Origin of the sequence: Pseudoxanthomonas sp. CCNWLY206-1, from assembly GCF_039710385.1 — a bacterium.
GTDB lineage: Bacteria > Pseudomonadota > Gammaproteobacteria > Xanthomonadales > Xanthomonadaceae > Pseudoxanthomonas_A.
In genome coordinates this window covers 680,699-699,587 of record NZ_JBDKXI010000002.1, presented here as the reverse complement: position 1 = coordinate 699,587, position 18,889 = coordinate 680,699, and the positions used below count along the sequence as shown (strand labels likewise).

Below are 18,889 nucleotides of genomic sequence, written 5' to 3'. Positions count from 1 at the left end.
AAACCACGGGGTATTCCCCATCCGGGCGCGCTGCGGCGCGTTTTTGATCGCGCGCGTCGAGGGGCTACTGGGGCGCGGAGCGGCGTCCCGCCGCGAGCTCTTTCCGTTGGATCGCGATAAAACCACGGGGTATTCCCCATCCGGGCGCGCTGCGGCGCGTTTTTGATCGCGCGCGTCGAGGGGCTACTGGGGCGCGAAGCGGCGTCCCGCCGCGAGCTCTTCCACGGCGGTTCGGATAAGAGCAAAAGCTCGCGCCGAGACGGCGCTCCTACGGCGTCATGGGCATTTGTTTTTGTGGAGCATCGTTTGTTTCAGGTGGCGAACGATCACACGATCTAGATCCGTTTCGTGGCCACGCCAGGAGCAAATCCCCCTCGATCCCCCTTTTTCAAAGGGGGAGGAAGCGAAAACGATTTCTTCGCTCTTCGCTCTTCGCTCTTCGCTCTCCGCTCTCCGCTCTCCGCTCTCCGCTCTCCATCCCCATTCCCCATTCCCCATTCCCCATTCCCCATTCCCCATTCCCGATTCCCGATTCCCGATTCCCGATTCCCGGCACAGATCACCCCATCGGTGCCGGCAGACGGCTACCACAGTGCCGGCAGTGCAGCGCATCGGGGTCGTGTCCTTCCAGTCCGCATTGCGGGCAGTCGCGTCGGTCCAGGTGACCGGGTTCATGGCTGGCTTCGCGCAGGCTGGTCACCAGTTCCGCGGTGTAGATGCCGGTGGGCACCGCGATGATGCTGTAGCCGATCAGGATCAGTATCGACGTCACCGCGCGCCCCAGTGTGGTCTGTGGCGCGATATCGCCGAAACCCACCGTCGCCATCGTCACGATGGCCCAGTACATGCCGGTGGGAATGCTGGTGAAGCCATGTTGCGGTCCTTCGATGAGGTACATCGCTGCGCCGAAGATCACCACCAGCGTCATCATCGCACTGACGAAAACGAATATCTTGCGGCGGCTGCGCCATAACGCGCCCAGCAGCAGTCCGCTTTCCTCCACGTACTGGGTGAGCTTGAGGATGCGGAACAGGCGCAGGATGCGCAGGGCGCGCAGCACCAGCAGGCTTTGGCTGCCGGGTATCAGCAGCGAGAGGTAGGTCGGCAGGATGGAGAGCAGATCGATCACTCCCCAGCCGCTCAGTGCATAGCGCAATGGCCGGCGCACGGTCACCAGGCGCAGCACGTATTCCACGGTGAACAACAGGGTGAAGCCCCATTCAAGAAAGTAGAGCAGCCTGGGGTAGCGAGCATGGATGCTGGCAACGCTGTCCAGCATGATCACCAGGACACTGACCACGATGGCCGCGATCAGCAACAAGTCGAAGTTGCGTGACGGCGGAGTGTCGTGACGGTAGATGATGTCGAACCACTTGCGGCGCCAGCCGGTTTCCCGAGCGGGGCTGAGCGGGCGCGGAGAAATGGGGTTCATGGTCGACCTCCTTGTCCGGATTGTGGCGCACCCGGCCTGATCAGCGACAATACGCGCCTTCTCCCGCTGCTTTCCACTGCCATGACCACTCCGACCACCGCCGATCTGCTGGCTGCCGGCCAGCAGTTCTACCTGCCGATCTATCGCCCGCGTGCGGTCATCCTGGAGCGCGGCCAGGGCGCTCGGGTCTGGGACAGCGACGGTCGCGACTACATAGATCTCTCCGCCGGCATCGCGGTTTGCGGTCTGGGTCATAACGATCCGGACCTGGTGGCGGCGCTGACCGAGCAAGCCGGCAAGCTATGGCACACCAGCAACGTGTTCTACAGCGAACCGCCGCTGCGATTGGCTCAGGAGCTGGTGAGCGCCTCGCGCTTCGCCTCCCGGGTGTTCCTGTGCAACTCCGGCGCGGAAGCCAATGAAGCGGCGATCAAGCTGATCCGCCGCTGGGCGGCCTCGGAAGGACGCACGCCCGACCGCCGCGTCATCGTGACGTTCCGTGGGAGCTTCCATGGCCGCACGCTGGCGACAGTCACCGCCACTGCGCAGCCGAAATACCAGGAAGGCTATGAACCACTGCCCGGCGGCTTCCGCTACGTCGATTTCAACGATGTGACCCAGCTGGAAACCGCCATGGCCTCCGGCGACGTGGCGGCGGTCCTGGTGGAACCAGTGCAAGGCGAGGGCGGGGTGATGCCGGCGGCATCTGGATTCCTGGCCGCGGTCCGCGAGCTATGCGATCACCACGGTGCGTTGCTGGCACTGGATGAAATCCAGTCCGGCATGGGCCGCACCGGCAGTTTGTTCGCGCACTGGCAAGACGGCATCACTCCGGACATCGTCACCCTGGCCAAGGCGCTAGGCGGCGGTTTCCCGATCGGTGCGATGCTGGCCGGACCCAAGGTGGCCGAAGTCATGCAGTTCGGAGCGCATGGCACCACTTTCGGAGGCAACCCATTGGCCGCTGCGGTAGCGCGGGTCGCGTTGCGAAAACTGGCCTCGTCGCAGATCGCCAACAATGTAGCTCGCCAAGGTGCGGCGTTGCGCAAGGAATTTGACGCGATCAATAGTGAGTTGGGTTTGTTCTCGCAAGTGCGCGGACGCGGCTTGATGCTGGGTGCGGTGTTGCAACCGAAATATGCGGGACGCGCCGGCGAAATCCTCGATCACGCTGCTGCGGAAGGTTTGCTGTTGCTGCAGGCAGGCCCTGATGTCCTGCGCTTTGTGCCGGCGTTGAATATTTCCGATGAAGAAGTCGCCGAAGGGCTGAAGCGCTTGCGTGCTGCGTTACGCACGTTCGTTGGCTGAGGTTTTTGTCTTTCGTTCTTTGTAGGAGTGGTCGCGCCATGCCGTCGCCGGTGAGTCGCGATCGGGCAAACAAAAAAACCTAGACACGGATCGAGCCAGATAAAAGCGGATAAAGCTCTTTAGCTTTATCCGCTTTTTTTTGTTCCCGAGCATCGGTGCCCTGTAGGAGCGCCGTCCCCGGCGCGAGCTCTTCGCTTCTATCGAGGCCTGACAGGAAGAGCTCGCGCCGAGACGGCGCTCCTACAAGAGCTCGCGGCGGGACGCCGCTCCTACGAGAGTTCTGGCCGCTCCCACGTGGTTTCCCGTGGCCGTCGGTAGCGCCTCAATCCTGTTCCGCCTGTTTGCAGGTCTCGTGATCCAGTGCCGGTATTCGACAAACGCACACCTACCCCCGGCCCACCTCCCACCTACCCGCCCAACCCGCACCTACCCATTGCGGGCCCCGCAGAACGGCCGTAGCTCGGTATGTTGCTGAGGAAGCGTTACGAAGTTGGAAAACGCCACGCACCTACCGCGTAGCGGCCCATCGTTCAGTAACGCAGCGGCGAAGGAATGCGCGTGGCATCACGCCGAATCCGAATGCGCCGTAGGACCTGGGGCGCGCATCCGGACACCGTCTGCAGGCGGTGCGGCTGATCTGCGTTGCATACGCGCCTGTAGGAGCTGCCCCGCCTGCGAGCTCTTGGCGATCAGCGTCATGCGCATCTGAAAAATTTGAATTTCGAGTGCACCTGGCTGGGAGAGGGAAGTGTTCCCGAGAGCAGCGCGCGCGGTGTTTTCGCGCCTGCCTAACCACACGCCGATGAAGGCGAAGCTCGTCCACCACAAACAACTTTTTAGCACTCAGTGAGGAAGCCATGGGGAACAGCATCAAACGCGGCGTGTTGGCAAGTTTCATCATCAAAAGTCTGCGAGAACTGGACGGCGCCACGCCGGTGCGCGCGGCTTATCTGTCGTTGTTGCTGGGTGCGACCAGTTATACCCAGGTGGCGAACGCGCAGAACATCGGCATGGCGTCTGGCGATGCCGACGCCACCACCTTGGACGCCGTCAGCGTGGTAGGCGCGGGTTCCACGCGTACCACCGCCAGCGTGGCCAAATCCGAGATCGAAGCGCAGGCGCCGGGTGTGGCGCCGCAGATGCTGCTCGCCAGCCTGCCGGGCGTGAATGTGCAAACCACCGATCCGTTCGGGCTGTACGAATTCGGCGATTCCATGCGCATTCGCGGCTTCAGTTCCAACCAGGTGGGCGTAACGCTGGATGGCATTCCGATCGAAACCGCTGACGTGCGCGAAGGCGGCCCCATCAGCCGATACGTTTCCACCGAAAATCTCGCCGACGTGACCTTGTCTCCCGGTTCCGGCGATGTGACCCAGCCTTCCTATCATGCGCTGGGCGGCGCGATCCGCTACAGCACGCTGGCCCCGGTGGGCGGTGATGAATGGAGCGGCCGGGCGACGATGACCATGGGTTCATACGATCTGGTGCGCACGTTTGTGCGCGTGGACACCCCGCAGTGGTGGGAGAACGGTCCGGCCGCTTACTTTTCTGCCTCGCGCATCCGCAGCGGCGTCTGGGACCTGGACCCGGCCACGCAGGAAAGCGATCACTTCGAGGCCAAGATTCGCCAGGACTGGGATGCCGGCACGCTGACCTTGGGCTGGATATGGAACAGCCGCGAGGACCACGACATCCAGGCCTACACGGTGAACGGCGGTCTGGATTGGGACATCACCGAATACATCACCGGCGATCCGGCGTTCGACTCCAATAACTACACCGTGTGGAAGAACGCGCGCCGCGATTCGTTGCTGAGCCTGACCGGTGACTTCATGCTGAGCTCTTCCCTGGGCCTGAAATTCGTCGCCTACAACGAGGAAAAGAACGGCTGGGGCATCGGTGCCACCGGGCCGGGCGGCATCCGCACGCAATACAACAATGCCCTCGCCGGAACGCCGGGCCGCACCGACATCGTGATCCTGGACCCCACCGCGGTGTTCGATGCGGATGGCAACCTGGTCAGCATCGGGAATATGGCGCGTCGCCTGGAAGACATGGGTGGCACCCGGCGCGGGCTGACCACCAGCTTCAGCTGGGAAACCGATATCAACAAACTCGAGGTCGGTGCCTGGTACGAAACCTACGAGTTCTTCCAGACGCGGCCGCTATACAACGTGGACCCCAGCAGCGGCGAGATCCTGCAGGGTGAGTTGCCCATCGTCATCTATTACGACCGCCATTTCGACAGCACGGTCACGCAGTTGTTCATCATGGACACGCTGAAACTGATGGACGAAAAGCTGACCTTGCAGGCCGGCGTCAAAGGCCTGCGAGTCGAGCGTGAGTTCACTGGCATCGCCAATCTCGATGACTTCAACCGCAGCGCCACCCGCACAACCGAAAAAACCGACAGCGACTGGTTCCAGCCGCAGGCCGGCGTCAGCTACCAGATAGGTGCTTCCACCCAGCTATTCGCCAACTACGCCGAGAATTTCAGCTCGGTACCGCGCCTGGCGATGGTGGCGGGCGGTGGAACATGGGAAACGCTGCAGCCAGAGACTTCGAAGAACATCGACCTGGGCGTCCGTAGCGAGCACCAGAGCTGGAGCGGTTATGTCGCTCTTTATCGCATCGCCTACAAGGACCGCATCATCACGTTGTCGGATCCGGACCCGCAGGTGGTGGATTCCACCGTCTACCAGAACGTCGGCGACGTGGAGACCTACGGCGCGGAAGCCTCCGCGTTGTGGCGCCCGACCGTTAACTGGCGCTTGGGCGGCAACGTCAGCCTCAACCGGTCCGAGTTCCAGGACAACTACATCAACACCGCCGGCGAACTGGTGGAAGTCGAAGGCAACGACGTACCGGATCAACCGCGTGTTTCGCTCGGCCTGACCGGAGGCTACGAAGGCGAGCATTTCTTCGCAAACCTCGACGGTAAATACACCGGCCAGCGCTACGGCGACACCCGCAACAACGAGCGCACCGACACCACGTTCATCGCCAACGGCAGCGTCGGCTACCAGGGTGGCGACGACGGCTTCCTGGCGGGCGGACGAGTGCAACTGTCGGTCTACAACCTGTTCGACGCGGACGACGCGATCGGCGCGGTATTCCCGAACGAAGCCGGCGGCTCTTACAACCTGGTAGCGCCGCGTTCGGTCTATCTCAGCTTGTCCTACATGTTCTAAGGCATGGCGCGGTGGCGCGTCGTGACCGGCGCGCCACCGCTTACGAGCGGCATGCAGCGATGCATGCCGTCGTTCAACATCAGGCAGAGGAATATCGATGCAGGTGGGCAAGAACGGTGCGATGACGCGACGCCGTCTGTTGCAGAAGATCGGACTGACCGCAGGCGGCGCAATGATGTACCAGGCGATGAGCAGCCTGGGTTTTGCGGCCGAATCCGGCTACCAAGGACCACTGCGCCTGGAGGGCGATCCGAAGGGAGCTTCGGTACTGGTGCTGGGTGCGGGCCTGGCCGGCATGACGGCCGCCTACGAACTGCGCCGCGCGGGTTATCGGGTCAAATTGTTGGAATACAACGCGCGTCCCGGCGGCCGTAACTGGACGCTACGTGGTGGCGACCGCTATACCGAACTGGGTGGCTTCGAGCAGACCTGTCGTTTCGACGATGGGCTATATCTCAATCCCGGGCCGTGGCGCATTCCGCATCACCATCATGCGGTGCTGTCGTACTGCAAGCAGTTCGGCGTGCCGTTGGAATCGTTCGTACAGGTCAACTACAACGCATGGTTGCACAGCCAGAATGCGTTTGATGGCAAGCCGCGGCGCTTTCGCGATGTCGATGCCGACTACAAGGGACATGTCGCCGAGCTGCTGGCCAAGTCCACGCAGCAGCGCGCGCTGGACCGCGTGGTCAGCCAGGAAGACCAGGAAGTCCTGCTGGAATCGCTGCGGCACTGGGGCGCTCTGGACAAGAACTTCACCTATGCCAAAGGCGAGGTAAGCGCGTTGCGGCGCGGCTTCGGAAAAGAGCCCGGCGGCGGCCTGTCCGGCAAGCCGGAATACTCCGAACCGGCGCAGGTGGGCGATGTGCTCAACTCAAAACTGTGGGCGGCATTGGCGGCCGGCAATAACTACGAGATGCAGACGCCGATGTTCCAGCCGGTCGGCGGGATGGACCAGATCGGCAAAGCGTTCGCGCGCCAGCTCGGCGACGCGATCCAGTACAACGCGAAAGTGACCCGCATCGATCAGAACAGCGGCGGCGTCACTATCGCCTATCAGGACACCGCGACCGGCGAGGAACGCGTCGAAACTTCGGACTGGTGCATCTGCACCATTCCACTGTCGGTACTGAGCCGCATACCGATCACGGTGGGACCGGCGATGACCGAAGCGATCGGGCAGGTGCCCTACGCCGGATCAGTGAAAGTCGGTTTGCAGTTCAAGCGCCGATTCTGGGAAGAAGATGAAGCCATCTACGGCGGCATCAGCTATACCGATTCGCCGATCACGCTGATCAGCTATCCCAGCACGGGTTTCCAGAGTCGCGGCAAGGGTGTGCTGTTGGGTGCTTACGTCTGGGGGCTGGAGGCGTTCGAGTTCACCTCGATGCCGCCCGAGCAGCGTGTTCGCAAGGCGGTGGAATACGGCACTCAGTTGCATGCGCAGTATCCCAAGGAATTCGAGAACGGCGTTTCGGTCGGCTGGCATCGGGTGCCGTTCACCCATGGCTGCTTCGGCATGTGGACGGAAGACAAGCGCGCGCAGCACTACGAGAATCTCTGCCAGATCGACGGGCGGATCGCATTGGCCGGCGAGCACGTTTCCTATATTCCCGCGTGGCAGGAAGGTGCGATCGTGTCCGCACTGGATGTGATCGAACGCCTGCATCGCCAAGTCATGGCCAGTGGAGGACGCGCATGAGCGAAGAACGCGTGGGTTTGTTTCGGACGGACTTCTTTCAGAAGAGCCTGATGGGCGCATTGGCGGTAGCGGGCTTGATCACCGCGGCGGTGATGGTCCGTCCGGCGAAAGCGCAGACTTCGGACGCGACCTCGTTCTACACCCCGGCCAACTTTTCCACGGCGTCCGGCGAACAGGTCTACCGGACCGTTTGCCAAGGTTGCCATATGCCATCCGGCGAAGGTGCTCTGGGTGGCGGCGAGTATCCTGCGCTGGCGGGCAATCCCAAGCTTGCCGCAGCGCCCTACGTAGCGATGATGGTGTTGGACGGGCGCGCCGGCATGCCAGGATTGGGGCAGATGCTGAGCGACCAGCAGGTGGCCGAAGTCACTCACTACATACGCACGCACTTCGGCAATGACTATCCCGAGGCGATGACCGCCAATGATGTAAAGGCGATGCGCCATTGATGCGTTGTTGCATCACCCATTCTTTTCAGACAGGAGCGAATCATGCGAATCCAGACAATGATGTGCGCCGCCGCATTGGCCGCGATGGCGATGGTGGCGGCGATGCCGGATCGCGCAAAAGCAGCGGATGTGGTGCGGCACAAGATTCCAGGGAGCGATTTCCCGATTTCCGCAGCGGTCGAGGTACCGGCGGGCAAGACCACGGTGTACCTCAGCGGCGCGGTGCCGCGGCTGGATGCGGACGCTCCGAAGGATTCCGCCGATGCCTATGGCGACACCGAAGCGCAGACCGTCAACGTGCTCAATTCCATCAAGAAGCAACTGGAGTCGATGGGGCTGGGCCTGGGTGATGTGATCAAGATGCAGGTGTTCCTGGTGGGCGATCCGGCGCTGGACGGCAAGATGGATTTCGCCGGATTCATGAAAGGCTATCGTCAGTTCTTCGGTACTGCCGAACAGCCCAATCTGCCTTCGCGATCCGCATTCCAGATCGCCGGGCTGGCCAATCCGGCCTACCGTGTCGAGATAGAAGTCGTGGCCGTCCGTCCCTGAGAACCTGTTTACGATCCTGCTGCGCTCGGTATGCGGCCCGCGTGCGGTGCTCGCAATGCTCACGTATCGCACATACGCTGCGCTTGCTGCGCTCCGCCACGAGCCGCCTGCCTTCGCTCACGACGGATCGTAAAAAGGTTCTGAGTCTCCCATTCCCTTTATCGCGAGGTCGCTATGGCATCGTCCATCTCCCGTCGTTCTTTCTTGCGTGATTCCGCGCTGGCTGCCAGTGCGTTGGGTTTGGGTAGTGCGCCATTGCTGAGCGACGCCTATGCGGCGCGAGCGCAGCAACGCCCCAGTCCACCACCGGGTGCGGACGCGGAAGATGCGGTCATGATCAATGCCAACGAATATCCGCTGGGACCTTCAGCCAGCGCACGCCAGGCGATCACCGACATCGCCTCGAAAGGGGGTCGCTACCTGGGCGGTTTACAGAATGAACTGGTCGAGGTATACGCGGCGCAGCTGGGCGTGCCGGTGGATCATCTGATGGGATACGCCGGTTCGACCGAACCGCTGGATTACACGATGCTGGCGTTCACGTCGCCCACCGCCAGTCTGGTGACGGCCGACCCCACGTTCGAATCCGGCTGGCGAGCCGCCACCCGGAACGGCGCCGCCGTGCACAAGCTGCCGCTGCGCAAAGATCATTCGCACGATGTGGAGGCGATGTGCGCAAAAGATGCCAAGGCCGGCATCGTGTATATCTGCAATCCGAACAATCCCACCGGATCGGTCACGCTTCGACACGATCTGGAATACGCGTTGGCGAACAAACCCAAGGGCAGCGTGCTGGTGGTGGACGAGGCCTACATCCACTTCTCCGACAGCGCCGTCAGCGCAGTCGGCATGGTGGCCGCGGGCAGAGACGTCGTGGTGCTGCGCACGTTCTCCAAGCTGTACGGCATGGCGGGCATCCGCCTGGGTTTCGCGGTGGCGCGCCCGGAGCTGCTTGAGCGGTTGAAGTTCTACAGCGTCAACAGCCTGCCGGTTACTGCGGCGGCGGCCGGATTGGCCAGTCTGCGCGATCCCGAACTGGTACCGCAACGTCGTCTCGAGACCGCGCGCATCCGCGCCGATGTGATGGGCTGGCTGGCTTCCAAGGGCTATAGCTGCACCGCATCGGAGAGCAACTGCTTCATGGTCGACGTGAAGCGCCCCGCGAAAGACTTCATCGCCGATATGGCCACGCACCGGGTATTCGTGGGCCGCGCTTGGCCGATATGGCCAAACGCCTCGCGCATCACCATCGGCACGGCGGAGGAAATGGAACGGTTCAAGGCGGCGTTCGAGCAGGTCGAGGCGGGTACCACTGCCACTGCGCAAGCGACACCCGGGCTGAATGGTCCTTGGCAGAGATTCTTCGACGTTGCCTGATGATGTGTGGTCGCCACACGTGGATATCGCGTTCGCTAAGTTGATCAGAGGTTCCACATGAAGCGCTGCTACACGCTTGTCCTGCTGCTGTCATGGCTGCTCACCGCACCTGCCTTGGCGCGGACCTGTGCCGTGCTCATCCAGGGCAACGACCAGATGAAATTCGACTTGCCGCAGATTGTGCTTGCGGCGGATTGCACCGAGGTGCAGTTGACGTTGAAGCACACCGGAAAATTGGCGGCCAACGTGATGGGCCACAACTGGGTGCTAACCCGTACCGGAGACTTCCAGACGGTCGCCAACGACGGCATGCGCGCCACGCTGGCCGACGCTTACGTAAAAAAGGGGGATGCGCGAGTGCTGGCGCATACGACGGTGATTGGCGGCGGCGAATCGACAACGATTCGTTTTTCAACCCGCGTGCTGGCGAAGGGCGGGGACTACACCTTCTTCTGCTCATTCCCCGGACATTGGGCGATGAAGGGGAAGTTGGTATTTGGGTGATGCTGTTTCCTTCTCCCTTCGGGGTGAAGGAAAACCACGCCTGCCCTGAGGCAGAAGGAAATTCCGCGAATCGGATCCAACTAATCCCCCAACGGCGGCGCAGCCGACGCCGCCAAGCCACGCTGCAAGGCCAGCGACCGCGCTGCTTGGCGCGACTCAACGCCCAGCTTGCGATAGATATTCTTGAGATGGAACTTGACGGTGTTTTCCGACAGGTTGAGCAGCCGCGCGATCTGTTTGTTGGAACTGCCGCGGCCCAGCTCGGACAAGACTTCCACTTCGCGCTCGCTGAAGAGCGATACGGCGTCGTGCTGGTGATCGCGAAGTTTTTCCAGCAGGGTCTGGATAGCCAGGCAGCGGGTGGTGCCGGCCGCTGCCTGCGGGTCACGCTGCAACGCTAGCCTCAGCAGCGCTTTGGCCGGGACGCCAAGTTCCAGGGCCGCCTGCCAGGATTGGGTGGTGGCGATATAGTCCAGTGCCAGTCCCAGGCAAGCGACCGCTTCGTCTGCTTCACCACGCTGCTGCAGAGTAAAGGCGATACGAATGCGTGCGCGTGCGAGGTGCGGCTGATTGTCGATATCCAGGCACGCTGTCTCAATCGTGCGCAGCAGATTCAATGCGACTTGGTTGCGTCCCGCGGATTGGTGCCAACGCGCCAACGCAAAGCCCAGTGCGCTGCTGTGGCGCCAACAATGACCGTGTTGCAAGGCATGGATCAGGTGCGCTTCGCTGCCGGTGTTGGCGACCAGAAGGTCGACGCCGGGCGAGGGCGGGAGATCCAGCAACACCTCCAGGCGCCACGCCGTGGCCAGATCCAGCAGCCGGCTCAGGTGGCGCGTACGTGCAATGACTTCGATACGATCCAGCAAGGCCAGCGCCGCCTGCGCGGTGCGATCGTCGCGGCGGGCCAAGGCCAATGCGGTTTCATAGCCGGAAACGAAGATGTCCAGCCAGCCGTCGTGTTGTTCGAGAAAGGCTAGCGCCGGCTCCAGTTCGGCCGCCGCTTCGTCGTAGCGGCCACGCTCGCATTGCAGTTGCGCTAGCAGGCAGACCGCCGCGGCCTGCAACGAGTGGTCGATGCCGGAATGCGGTTCGGCCATCGCCAGCACTTCCCGATAGATGGCATCCGCGAGTCCAAGCCGACCACGGTAGTAATGGCTTTGTCCCAGGTGAGTCAGGGCGTAGTGGGCGCCCACCGTGCTGTCCGCCTGATGCATGGCCTGCCGCGCCTGCACCGCATAACCTTCCGTCGCCGCGAAGTCGCCGCGGCCCAGCGCCGTGGTGGCACTGATGCACAGCAACGTGCCGCGACCGATGCCATCGCAGGCGTCCAGTGCCGCGGCTTGTGCGGCGATGCGGGCTGCGCCGTTCGGGTCGGGACAGATTTCATCCAGAAGATCGCGAAGCAGCGCGACCACGACGGTGTAGTCGCGTCCGAACAATTCGCGATCTTCAGCGGAGAAGGCACGGAAGCGCTCCAGCAGCAATCGCGCATGTGCGAATTCGCCCAGCTTCATATGCAGATAGGCTTGGGTCAGATTGAGCGCGGGGGTATCGCGGATGGTCTTGTAGTCGAAATGCCGCAGCAACAGGCGCACATAAGCCAATCCGTGCCGGAGCAGCAGTTCCCAGTTGCCGCTGGCGGCGAAGAAACCGGCCGCCAGTTCGGTATCGCCGGCGTCGACGGCGTGCCGGACCGCTTCCGGCAGATGATCGTGTTCCGCGAACCAGGTCGCAGCACGGCGGTGCAGGACCGGTAGCAGGTCCGGGGCCTGCTGACGCAGCTGCCGGCGCAGGTAATCGGCGAACAGCGGGTGATAGCGAAACCATTCGTGGTCGGCATCCAGCGGCACCAGCAGACCGTGGAAATGACTCAGGCGCGACAGCAGGAGTTCGCTGTCGCGACGTTCGCGCACCGTGTCGGCCAGATCGGCATTGAAGCGATCCAGGACCGATGTTTTCAGCAGGAACGTGCGTAAAGGTTCGTGCAGGTCCTGCACCACTTGTTCGGCCAGGTAGGCGGCGATTTCCCCGGAGCGGCCGCGGAATTTCTCCACGTCTTCCAGGCGCCGCGCATCGCCGGCAATCCATAGCGATGCCAGTTGCAACGCGACGGCCCAGCCCTCGGTATGGCGCTGCAGCTGTTGCACCGCGCGCAAAGGGACATGCGCACCCAGCACGGCTTGCGCTTCATCGTCGTCCAGCGCCAGGTCCTGTGCGCCGATGCGTTCGACGCAGCCATGCACCGACCATCGTGATAACGCCAATGCTGGCGGTGTTCGCGTGGCCAACAGCAAATGCAGGCGCGGCCCGCCATGGCGGAGTAGCCGCATCACCATTTCGTCGATGCTCGGATTGCGCCCGCGGTCGTAGTCGTCGAGGATCAACACCAGCCTGCGTGGCATCCGCTGGATCAAGGCGAGCAGTGCATTCGTGACGGCCTGGGTGTCGAACTCGTTCTGCGGCGATTTCACCGTCTGCAGCAGCGGCCCGAGTTCGACCCCGGCGCGTCCGATCGCCAGTACCAAGCCGGTCAGGAACCGCCCCAGCTCACCGTCTTCCTCGTCCACCGACAGCCACGCCACGGCGGTTTCTCCACCATTCCGCAGGCGGTGGTGCCACTGGCTGAGCAGGGTGGTCTTGCCGAAACCGGGCGGTGACAGGACCACCGTCAGCGGGAGCCGGGAAGCGCGGTCCAGGCGGCCCAGCAGCGCCGTACGCGGCGCCGTGGCCACATGCTGCGGCGGCGGCGCGAGTTTTCCTGCTACGGCCCAGTGGGCTTCCATGCTGAACTGGCCGAGCTTGCTCTCAACAAGTGGCATGGGAGGAGAATGTGACAAAGTTGCTGCGATGCAGCAAAGATACACGATCCAGCTTCCCTGGGAAGGGCAAGTGAGGGAAGTAATGGGCGGGCAGGGAAGGTAGTCGCGGGACAGGCTCCTCTGCGTCAAACCAGCGAATAGCGCCTCAGTACCTTCCCCAGCGAACGACCATCAGTCACCGTTTCAGCGTGCAACCCCACGCTGCGGGCGCCCTGCACGTTGGCGAAGATATCGTCCACGAACAGGGTCTCGGCGGCGTTCCAGCCCAGCTGCGCCAGCGCCAGCCGGTAGATCTCCGGCTCAGGCTTGCGGATGCGCAACGCGCCGCTGCAAAGCACGCGGCCTTCGACGCGTGAATACAGCGGCGCCACGATGCGCGGAATCGCCTGCGCCATCAGCAGGCCGTTGTTGGTCAGCACGCCCAGTGGCAATCCGGCGTCCAGTGACTGGATGTGGCGAAGCACCGTGTCATCGGCGCGGCTTCCCGCCACACGCGACCCGATCCAGGTTTCGATATCGATCACCGCGCCAATGCCAGCGCCGAGCCTGCCGAGATAGGTATCGGTATCGATCAGCCCGCCGTCGTATTCGGTTTCCAGTCCCGAGGTGAACAACACTTCGCGGACGCGTTCGTGTTCGGCATACGCGAACTGCGCCAGATGTGCGATGCGTAGCTCGTGGCTGTAGTGCGCCAGGACGCCGTCGAAATCGAACAGCACCTGGCGGATGTTGGGACGAGTCATTCGGGCTTGTTAACGCTGTCTGGATAGGTCACGTCGCTTTCCAGCGATTGTCTTACGCCGCCACCACCTGGAACGCCTCGCGCGCGGCCGCCACTGTCTGCGCAATCACGTCGCTGTCGTGCGCGCTGGACAGGAAGCCGGCTTCGAACGCGGACGGCGCCAGGTACACGCCGCGTTCCAGCATGGCGTGGAAGAAGCGGTTGAACGCGGCGACGTCGCAGGCCACGGCTTGCGCATAGGTATCCACGTACTGATCGGTGAAGAACAGGCCGAACATTCCACCAACGCGCGTGGTAGTCACCGTCACACCGGCTTCGCGCGCGGCGGCTTCCAGGCCATCGCAGAGCGCATTCGTTGCGGCGGTCAGACGCTCGTAGAAACCGGGAGCCTGGATCAGTTCCAGCATTGCCAAGCCCGCGGCCATCGCCACCGGGTTGCCGCTGAGCGTGCCGGCCTGGTAAATCGGCCCACTGGGTGCGATCTGTGCCATCAGGTCGCGGCGGCCACCGTACGCGCCCACCGGCATGCCGCCGCCGATGATCTTGCCGAAGGTGCTGAGATCGGGTACCACGCCATAAAGCGCTTGCGCACCGCCTAGCGCGACACGGAAGCCCGTCATCACTTCGTCGAAGATCAGCAGCGCGCCGTGCTGTGTGCACAGTTCGCGCAGGTGCTGCAGATAGCCGGCGCGCGGCGGCAGGCAGTTGGCGTTGCCCACCACTGGCTCCACGATCACGCAGGCAATCTCGCCGCCTTGTTGTTCGAACAAACGACTGACACCTTCGAAATCGTTGTAGCTCAACGTCAGCGTCAACTCGCTCAGACCGACCGGCACGCCCGGCGAAGTTGGAACGCCCAACGTCAGCATGCCGCTGCCGGCCTTCACCAGGAAAGAATCGCCGTGGCCGTGATAGCAGCCTTCGAACTTGACGATGCGGCTGCGGCCGGTGGCGCCGCGCGCCAACCGGATCGCCGACAGTGTGGCTTCGGTGCCGGAGTTGACCATGCGCACCATCTCGCAAGAGGGGATGAGTCGGGTCAGGGTTTCAGCCATCGTCACTTCGGCGGCGCAGGGCGCGCCGAAAGACAGGCCGTTCTGGATCGCAGCTTGTACGGCATCGCGTACCGTCGGATGGTTATGGCCGACGATCATCGGTCCCCACGAACCCACGTAATCGATATAGCGGTTGCCATCCACGTCGTACAGATAGGCGCCATCCGCGCGCTCGACGAAGAACGGTTCGCCGCCCACCGACTTGAAAGCGCGCACCGGCGAATTGACGCCGCCGGGAAGCAGCTCTTGGGCGCGGGCGAACAGGGCGTGGGAGTTGTCGTGGTTCATCGATATTGCCTATGAAAGGGGTCGGATGTTGTAGGAGCGGCGTCCCGCCGCGAGCTCTTCCTGTCCGCTCGCGATAAAACAAAAGCTCGCGGCGGGACGCCGCTCCTACGAGGCGTCGAGGGCGAAACAGTCGCGATACGCACGTATCGCCGCGACCGGGTCCGCGGCGTCGAAAACGCCGCCGATGACCGCCACCAGATCGGCGCCGGCAGCTATCAGTGAAGCGGCATTGTCCGGCGTTATGCCGCCTATCGCCACCCGCGGCACGTTCAATGCCTCGGCCGCAGCGAGCAAGTCGGGCGAAGCCTGGCGCGTGCCGGTCTTGCTGCGGGTCGGGAAGAACGCGCCGAAGGCGACGTAATCGGCACCATTGGCGACCGCGCGTTCGGCGCGTGCGAGTTCGTCGTAGCAGGAGGCGCCAATGATGGCGTGGTCGCCCAGCAGCACGCGCGCGGCGGCGATGTCGCCATCGTCTTCGCCCAGGTGCACGCCGGTCGCGCCCACGGCTTTCGCCAGCCGGACATCATCGTTGATGATCAACGGCACGCCTGCCGCCGCGCAGCGCGCCTGCAGCGCCGAGGCTTGTTCATGCCGCAGCGCCTGCCCGGCGGTCTTGTTGCGGTACTGCAGCCAGGTCACGCCTTCGGCAAGCAGGGGTGCCACCCGATGGGTCAGCCGCATGGTGTCATCGTCGTCGGGCGTGATCAGGTATAGACCGCGGGGCGAGGAGGCAACGAACTTGGGGTCGGACGGGACAGGGCCGTGCGGCCAGCGGCGATTCATCGGCAAGACTTCCGGTGTGGATGACACACCTCAAGAGTGGGACAATGCCGACCCCCCAAGATGCGTATGCGTATTATCCGATGAGCGAAGCCTCCGCTACCACCCAATACCGCACCTGGATGTGTGTGGTTTGCGGCTTCATCTACGACGAGGCCACCGGACTGCCGGAAGAAGGCATCGCCCCTGGCACGCGCTGGAAGGACATCCCCGATACCTGGACCTGCCCCGACTGCGGCGTGACCAAGGACGATTTCGAGATGACGGAAGTCTAATAGCCGTTGATTCGGGCCCGACTGGTAGGAGCGGCGTCCCGCCGCGAGCTCTTTCTGTCGGATCGCGATAAAAGCGAAGAGCTCGCGGCGGGACGCCGCTCCTACGGTAGGGCAAAAAACGTGGGCGGTTTAATGCATCCGCCCGGAGCCGCCGGCGTTGAGTTCCACCAGCTGTTCGTGCACGGCGTGAGCGTCAGGAGCTTCCGGCGCCAGATGCAGATAGCGCGCCAGATCGTGGCGTGCGCCGCGGCGGTAATCCATGTGCATGTAGGCCAGGCCACGGTCGCGCATCGCTTCCGGCTGGTCAGGCGACAGCTTCAGCACCCGATCGGCGCTGCGGGCGGCACGATCCCATTCTTCCCGCTCGGCATACACGCCATGCAGATTGCGCAGGATGCGCACCAGGATGGCGCGGTGTGAGGCTGGATCGAGGATGTGCAGCAGTGCGTTGTCGTCGGGAATATCGCCGCCCAGGTGCGGCTTGGCGCGTTCGCGCAATTCATCGACGCCCAGTGGGCGGCCGCCGTTGAAGGGATCCATCACTAGCAGCCCGTCATCGACCGGCAGACGCACCAGAAAGTGGCCGGGAAATGACACCCCGTCGAGCGGTACGCCCAGGCGCCGCGCCACTTCAATCTGCACCATCGCCAGCGAAATGGGATTGCCCAACCGGCGCTCGAATACTTCGTTCATATAGCTGTTGCGAGGGTCGTAATACTCCTCGTGATTGCCGGTGTAGCCCAGTTCCTCGAACAAATGACGATTGATGGCGGCCATCTTCAACGGCCACGCATCGATGGCCTCGATCTCCGGGCGCAAGTGTTCGGCATGGCTTTGCGCCAGCGTGTCGTACAGATCGGCGTCCAGGTCGGGATACTCGTCGCGCGCAATCAGCAGCGCAGTTTCCAGTAGCGGCACCGTCTCATCGGCCAGCGTCGCCAGGGAACTCCAATCCGGCAATGTCAGTCTTTCCCCCATGCCCAAAGACTGCGGCCAATCCGGCCCACAATCAAGGGTCGGACGTGTCATTTATTTCATCGGTGGACGCGCGGGTTTCGCGGGCCGTCAGCGGCGGGCGGTACGATCCGCTTGTGAGCGGATGGGTGTTTCAGGGCGCTTCCGGGATGTCTGGGCTGAAACGCAATTCAGCGCCGTTTTCCAGCTTCAGCCGCTTGGCTTCGCCAGCGTTCAGTTCCAGCACGTAGCGCGCCGGCTTGCCGCCGCTGGGATAGGGAGGACAGGCGTTGCCGGCCGAACACGGGGGGACGTCGCGCTGCTGGGCCACCAGCCGGCGGCCATTGTCGAAATACAGGATATCCAAGGGAATCCGAGTGTTCTTCATCCAGTAGGCCTGCGGTTCTTCGCGGTCGTGGATGAACAACATGCCGGTGCCGGCGGCCAATTGATCGCGAAACATCAGTCCGCGCGCTCGCTCGGCATCGTTGTCGGCGATTTCCACCGTGAAACGCTCACCGCCAATCTCTACCCAGCTGCCGGCGTTCGCGCAGCCGGCTAGCAGCAACAGTAAAACGGGTAAGAGATGACGGAATAACGGCATGGGGGAGCTCCGGGGTTGACGCGGCACCTTCGGTCAACGGCTTCTCGCCGTCAAGAGTGGACGGCTCCGCTCTACAACAAGAAGGGCCTATAAGCGACTATTCACTACCGTCTGCCGTTGCGACGGCCTTGTTGCTACCGACTCGGTGTCCTCGCGAGGCGCAGCTCCGCTCTACGGGTGGTCGTTCAAAGCACCCGCGGCGGCTCACCGCCGACGATGACCACGTCGGCAGGCCGGCGGGCAAACAGGCCCACGGTTACCACCCCGGGAATCAGCGACAGTTCGCGCTCCATTCCCACCGGGTCGGTGATCGCCAGGCCATGGATATCCAGAATCCAATTGCCATTGTCGGTGACCACGCCGTCGCGCCAGACAGGCTGGCCACCAGTCATCGCCAGGATCTCGCGTGCTACCAAGCTACGTGCCATCGGAATCACTTCCACCGGCAGCGGGAACTTGCCCAATACCGGCACCTGCTTGGCCGGATCGATGATGCATACGAACGTCTTGCTGGCCTCGGCGATGATCTTCTCGCGGGTCAGTGCAGCGCCACCGCCCTTGATCAGCCGCTTGTAGCTGTCGCATTCGTCGGCGCCGTCCACGTAAAGCGCCAGATTGCCAGTGTGATTGAGTTCCATCACTTCGATGCCATGCCCACGCAGGCGCTGGGTGCTCTGTTCGGAACTCGACACGACGCCGCCGATGCGGTCCTTGACCCGCGCCAGCGCGTCGATGAAATAGGCGACGGTAGAGCCTGTGCCCACGCCGATGACCATGCCGTCCTCGACAAACTCGATGGCTTTTTCGCCGGCCAGGCGCTTGGCTTCGTTCTGCGACGCGGTGTTCTGGGACAC

The 18,889-nt window shown here is 63.0% G+C and carries 16 protein-coding genes; 8 read left to right on the top strand and 8 right to left on the bottom strand.

Annotated elements, in window-relative coordinates:
- Positions 1-559: 559 nt before the first annotated feature.
- Entirely contained in the window at positions 560-1,432 is an 873-nt protein-coding gene (locus tag AADW18_RS07280) for an ion transporter (protein ID WP_337342681.1), read from the bottom strand.
- A gap of 81 nt (positions 1,433-1,513) precedes the next feature.
- Here AADW18_RS07280 and AADW18_RS07275 point away from each other — a divergent pair, with 81 nt between their 5' ends.
- The 7 genes from AADW18_RS07275 to azu all read left to right on the top strand — a co-directional run bounded on the left by AADW18_RS07275 (position 1,514) and on the right by azu (position 10,515).
- Positions 1,514-2,740, top strand: a complete 1,227-nt coding sequence (locus AADW18_RS07275) for an acetylornithine transaminase (RefSeq protein ID WP_337342680.1) — start codon at positions 1,514-1,516, stop codon at positions 2,738-2,740.
- Between the two features lie 1,010 nt (positions 2,741-3,750).
- On the top strand, positions 3,751-5,931 hold the full coding sequence (locus tag AADW18_RS07270) for a TonB-dependent receptor (RefSeq protein ID WP_337342756.1): 2,181 nt from the start codon (positions 3,751-3,753) through the stop codon (positions 5,929-5,931).
- A gap of 121 nt (positions 5,932-6,052) precedes the next feature.
- Positions 6,053-7,633, top strand: a complete 1,581-nt coding sequence (locus AADW18_RS07265) for a flavin monoamine oxidase family protein (RefSeq protein ID WP_337342755.1) — start codon at positions 6,053-6,055, stop codon at positions 7,631-7,633.
- Positions 7,634-7,683: 50 nt separating this feature from the next.
- Positions 7,684-8,082, top strand: coding sequence for a cytochrome c (locus AADW18_RS07260; protein ID WP_337342754.1), 399 nt, complete (start codon positions 7,684-7,686; stop codon positions 8,080-8,082).
- A gap of 60 nt (positions 8,083-8,142) precedes the next feature.
- Positions 8,143-8,634, top strand: a complete 492-nt coding sequence (locus AADW18_RS07255) for a RidA family protein (protein ID WP_337342753.1) — start codon at positions 8,143-8,145, stop codon at positions 8,632-8,634.
- A gap of 174 nt (positions 8,635-8,808) precedes the next feature.
- Positions 8,809-10,011, top strand: coding sequence for a pyridoxal phosphate-dependent aminotransferase (locus tag AADW18_RS07250; protein WP_337342679.1), 1,203 nt, complete (start codon positions 8,809-8,811; stop codon positions 10,009-10,011).
- A gap of 57 nt (positions 10,012-10,068) precedes the next feature.
- Positions 10,069-10,515 (top strand): azurin, encoded by a 447-nt coding sequence (azu, locus tag AADW18_RS07245; RefSeq protein ID WP_337342678.1) that lies wholly within the window; start codon positions 10,069-10,071, stop codon positions 10,513-10,515.
- 80 nt (positions 10,516-10,595) lie between these two features.
- Here the strand turns inward: azu and AADW18_RS07240 are convergent, their stop codons facing one another.
- The 4 genes from AADW18_RS07240 to thiE all read right to left on the bottom strand — a co-directional run bounded on the left by AADW18_RS07240 (position 10,596) and on the right by thiE (position 16,205).
- Complete coding sequence (locus tag AADW18_RS07240; protein ID WP_337342677.1) at positions 10,596-13,337, bottom strand: LuxR C-terminal-related transcriptional regulator; 2,742 nt, start codon at positions 13,335-13,337, stop codon at positions 10,596-10,598.
- 125 nt (positions 13,338-13,462) lie between these two features.
- Positions 13,463-14,080: an HAD-IA family hydrolase gene (locus tag AADW18_RS07235; protein ID WP_337342676.1), complete on the bottom strand. Its 618-nt coding sequence runs from the start codon at positions 14,078-14,080 to the stop codon at positions 13,463-13,465.
- Positions 14,081-14,132: 52 nt separating this feature from the next.
- Entirely contained in the window at positions 14,133-15,422 is a 1,290-nt protein-coding gene (gene hemL / locus AADW18_RS07230; protein WP_337342675.1) for a glutamate-1-semialdehyde 2,1-aminomutase, read from the bottom strand.
- 105 nt (positions 15,423-15,527) lie between these two features.
- Positions 15,528-16,205 carry a thiamine phosphate synthase gene (gene thiE, locus AADW18_RS07225; RefSeq protein ID WP_337342674.1) on the bottom strand — a complete coding sequence of 226 codons (678 nt, stop codon included), beginning with the start codon at positions 16,203-16,205 and terminating at the stop codon, positions 15,528-15,530.
- 44 nt (positions 16,206-16,249) lie between these two features.
- Between thiE and AADW18_RS07220 the strand changes: the two genes are divergently transcribed.
- Positions 16,250-16,477, top strand: a complete 228-nt coding sequence (locus AADW18_RS07220) for a rubredoxin (RefSeq protein ID WP_337342673.1) — start codon at positions 16,250-16,252, stop codon at positions 16,475-16,477.
- Between the two features lie 129 nt (positions 16,478-16,606).
- On the opposite strand, the gene AADW18_RS07215 is transcribed toward AADW18_RS07220, so the two are convergent.
- From AADW18_RS07215 to rpiA, 3 genes are all read right to left on the bottom strand, one after another.
- A complete protein-coding gene (locus AADW18_RS07215; RefSeq protein WP_337342752.1) occupies positions 16,607-17,455 on the bottom strand; it encodes a SirB1 family protein in 849 nt (282 codons plus the stop codon).
- Positions 17,456-17,585: 130 nt separating this feature from the next.
- Entirely contained in the window at positions 17,586-18,035 is a 450-nt protein-coding gene (locus AADW18_RS07210; RefSeq protein ID WP_337342672.1) for a DUF192 domain-containing protein, read from the bottom strand.
- A 185-nt stretch (positions 18,036-18,220) separates the two neighbouring features.
- Positions 18,221-18,889, bottom strand: a complete 669-nt coding sequence (gene rpiA, locus AADW18_RS07205) for a ribose-5-phosphate isomerase RpiA (RefSeq protein ID WP_337342671.1) — start codon at positions 18,887-18,889, stop codon at positions 18,221-18,223.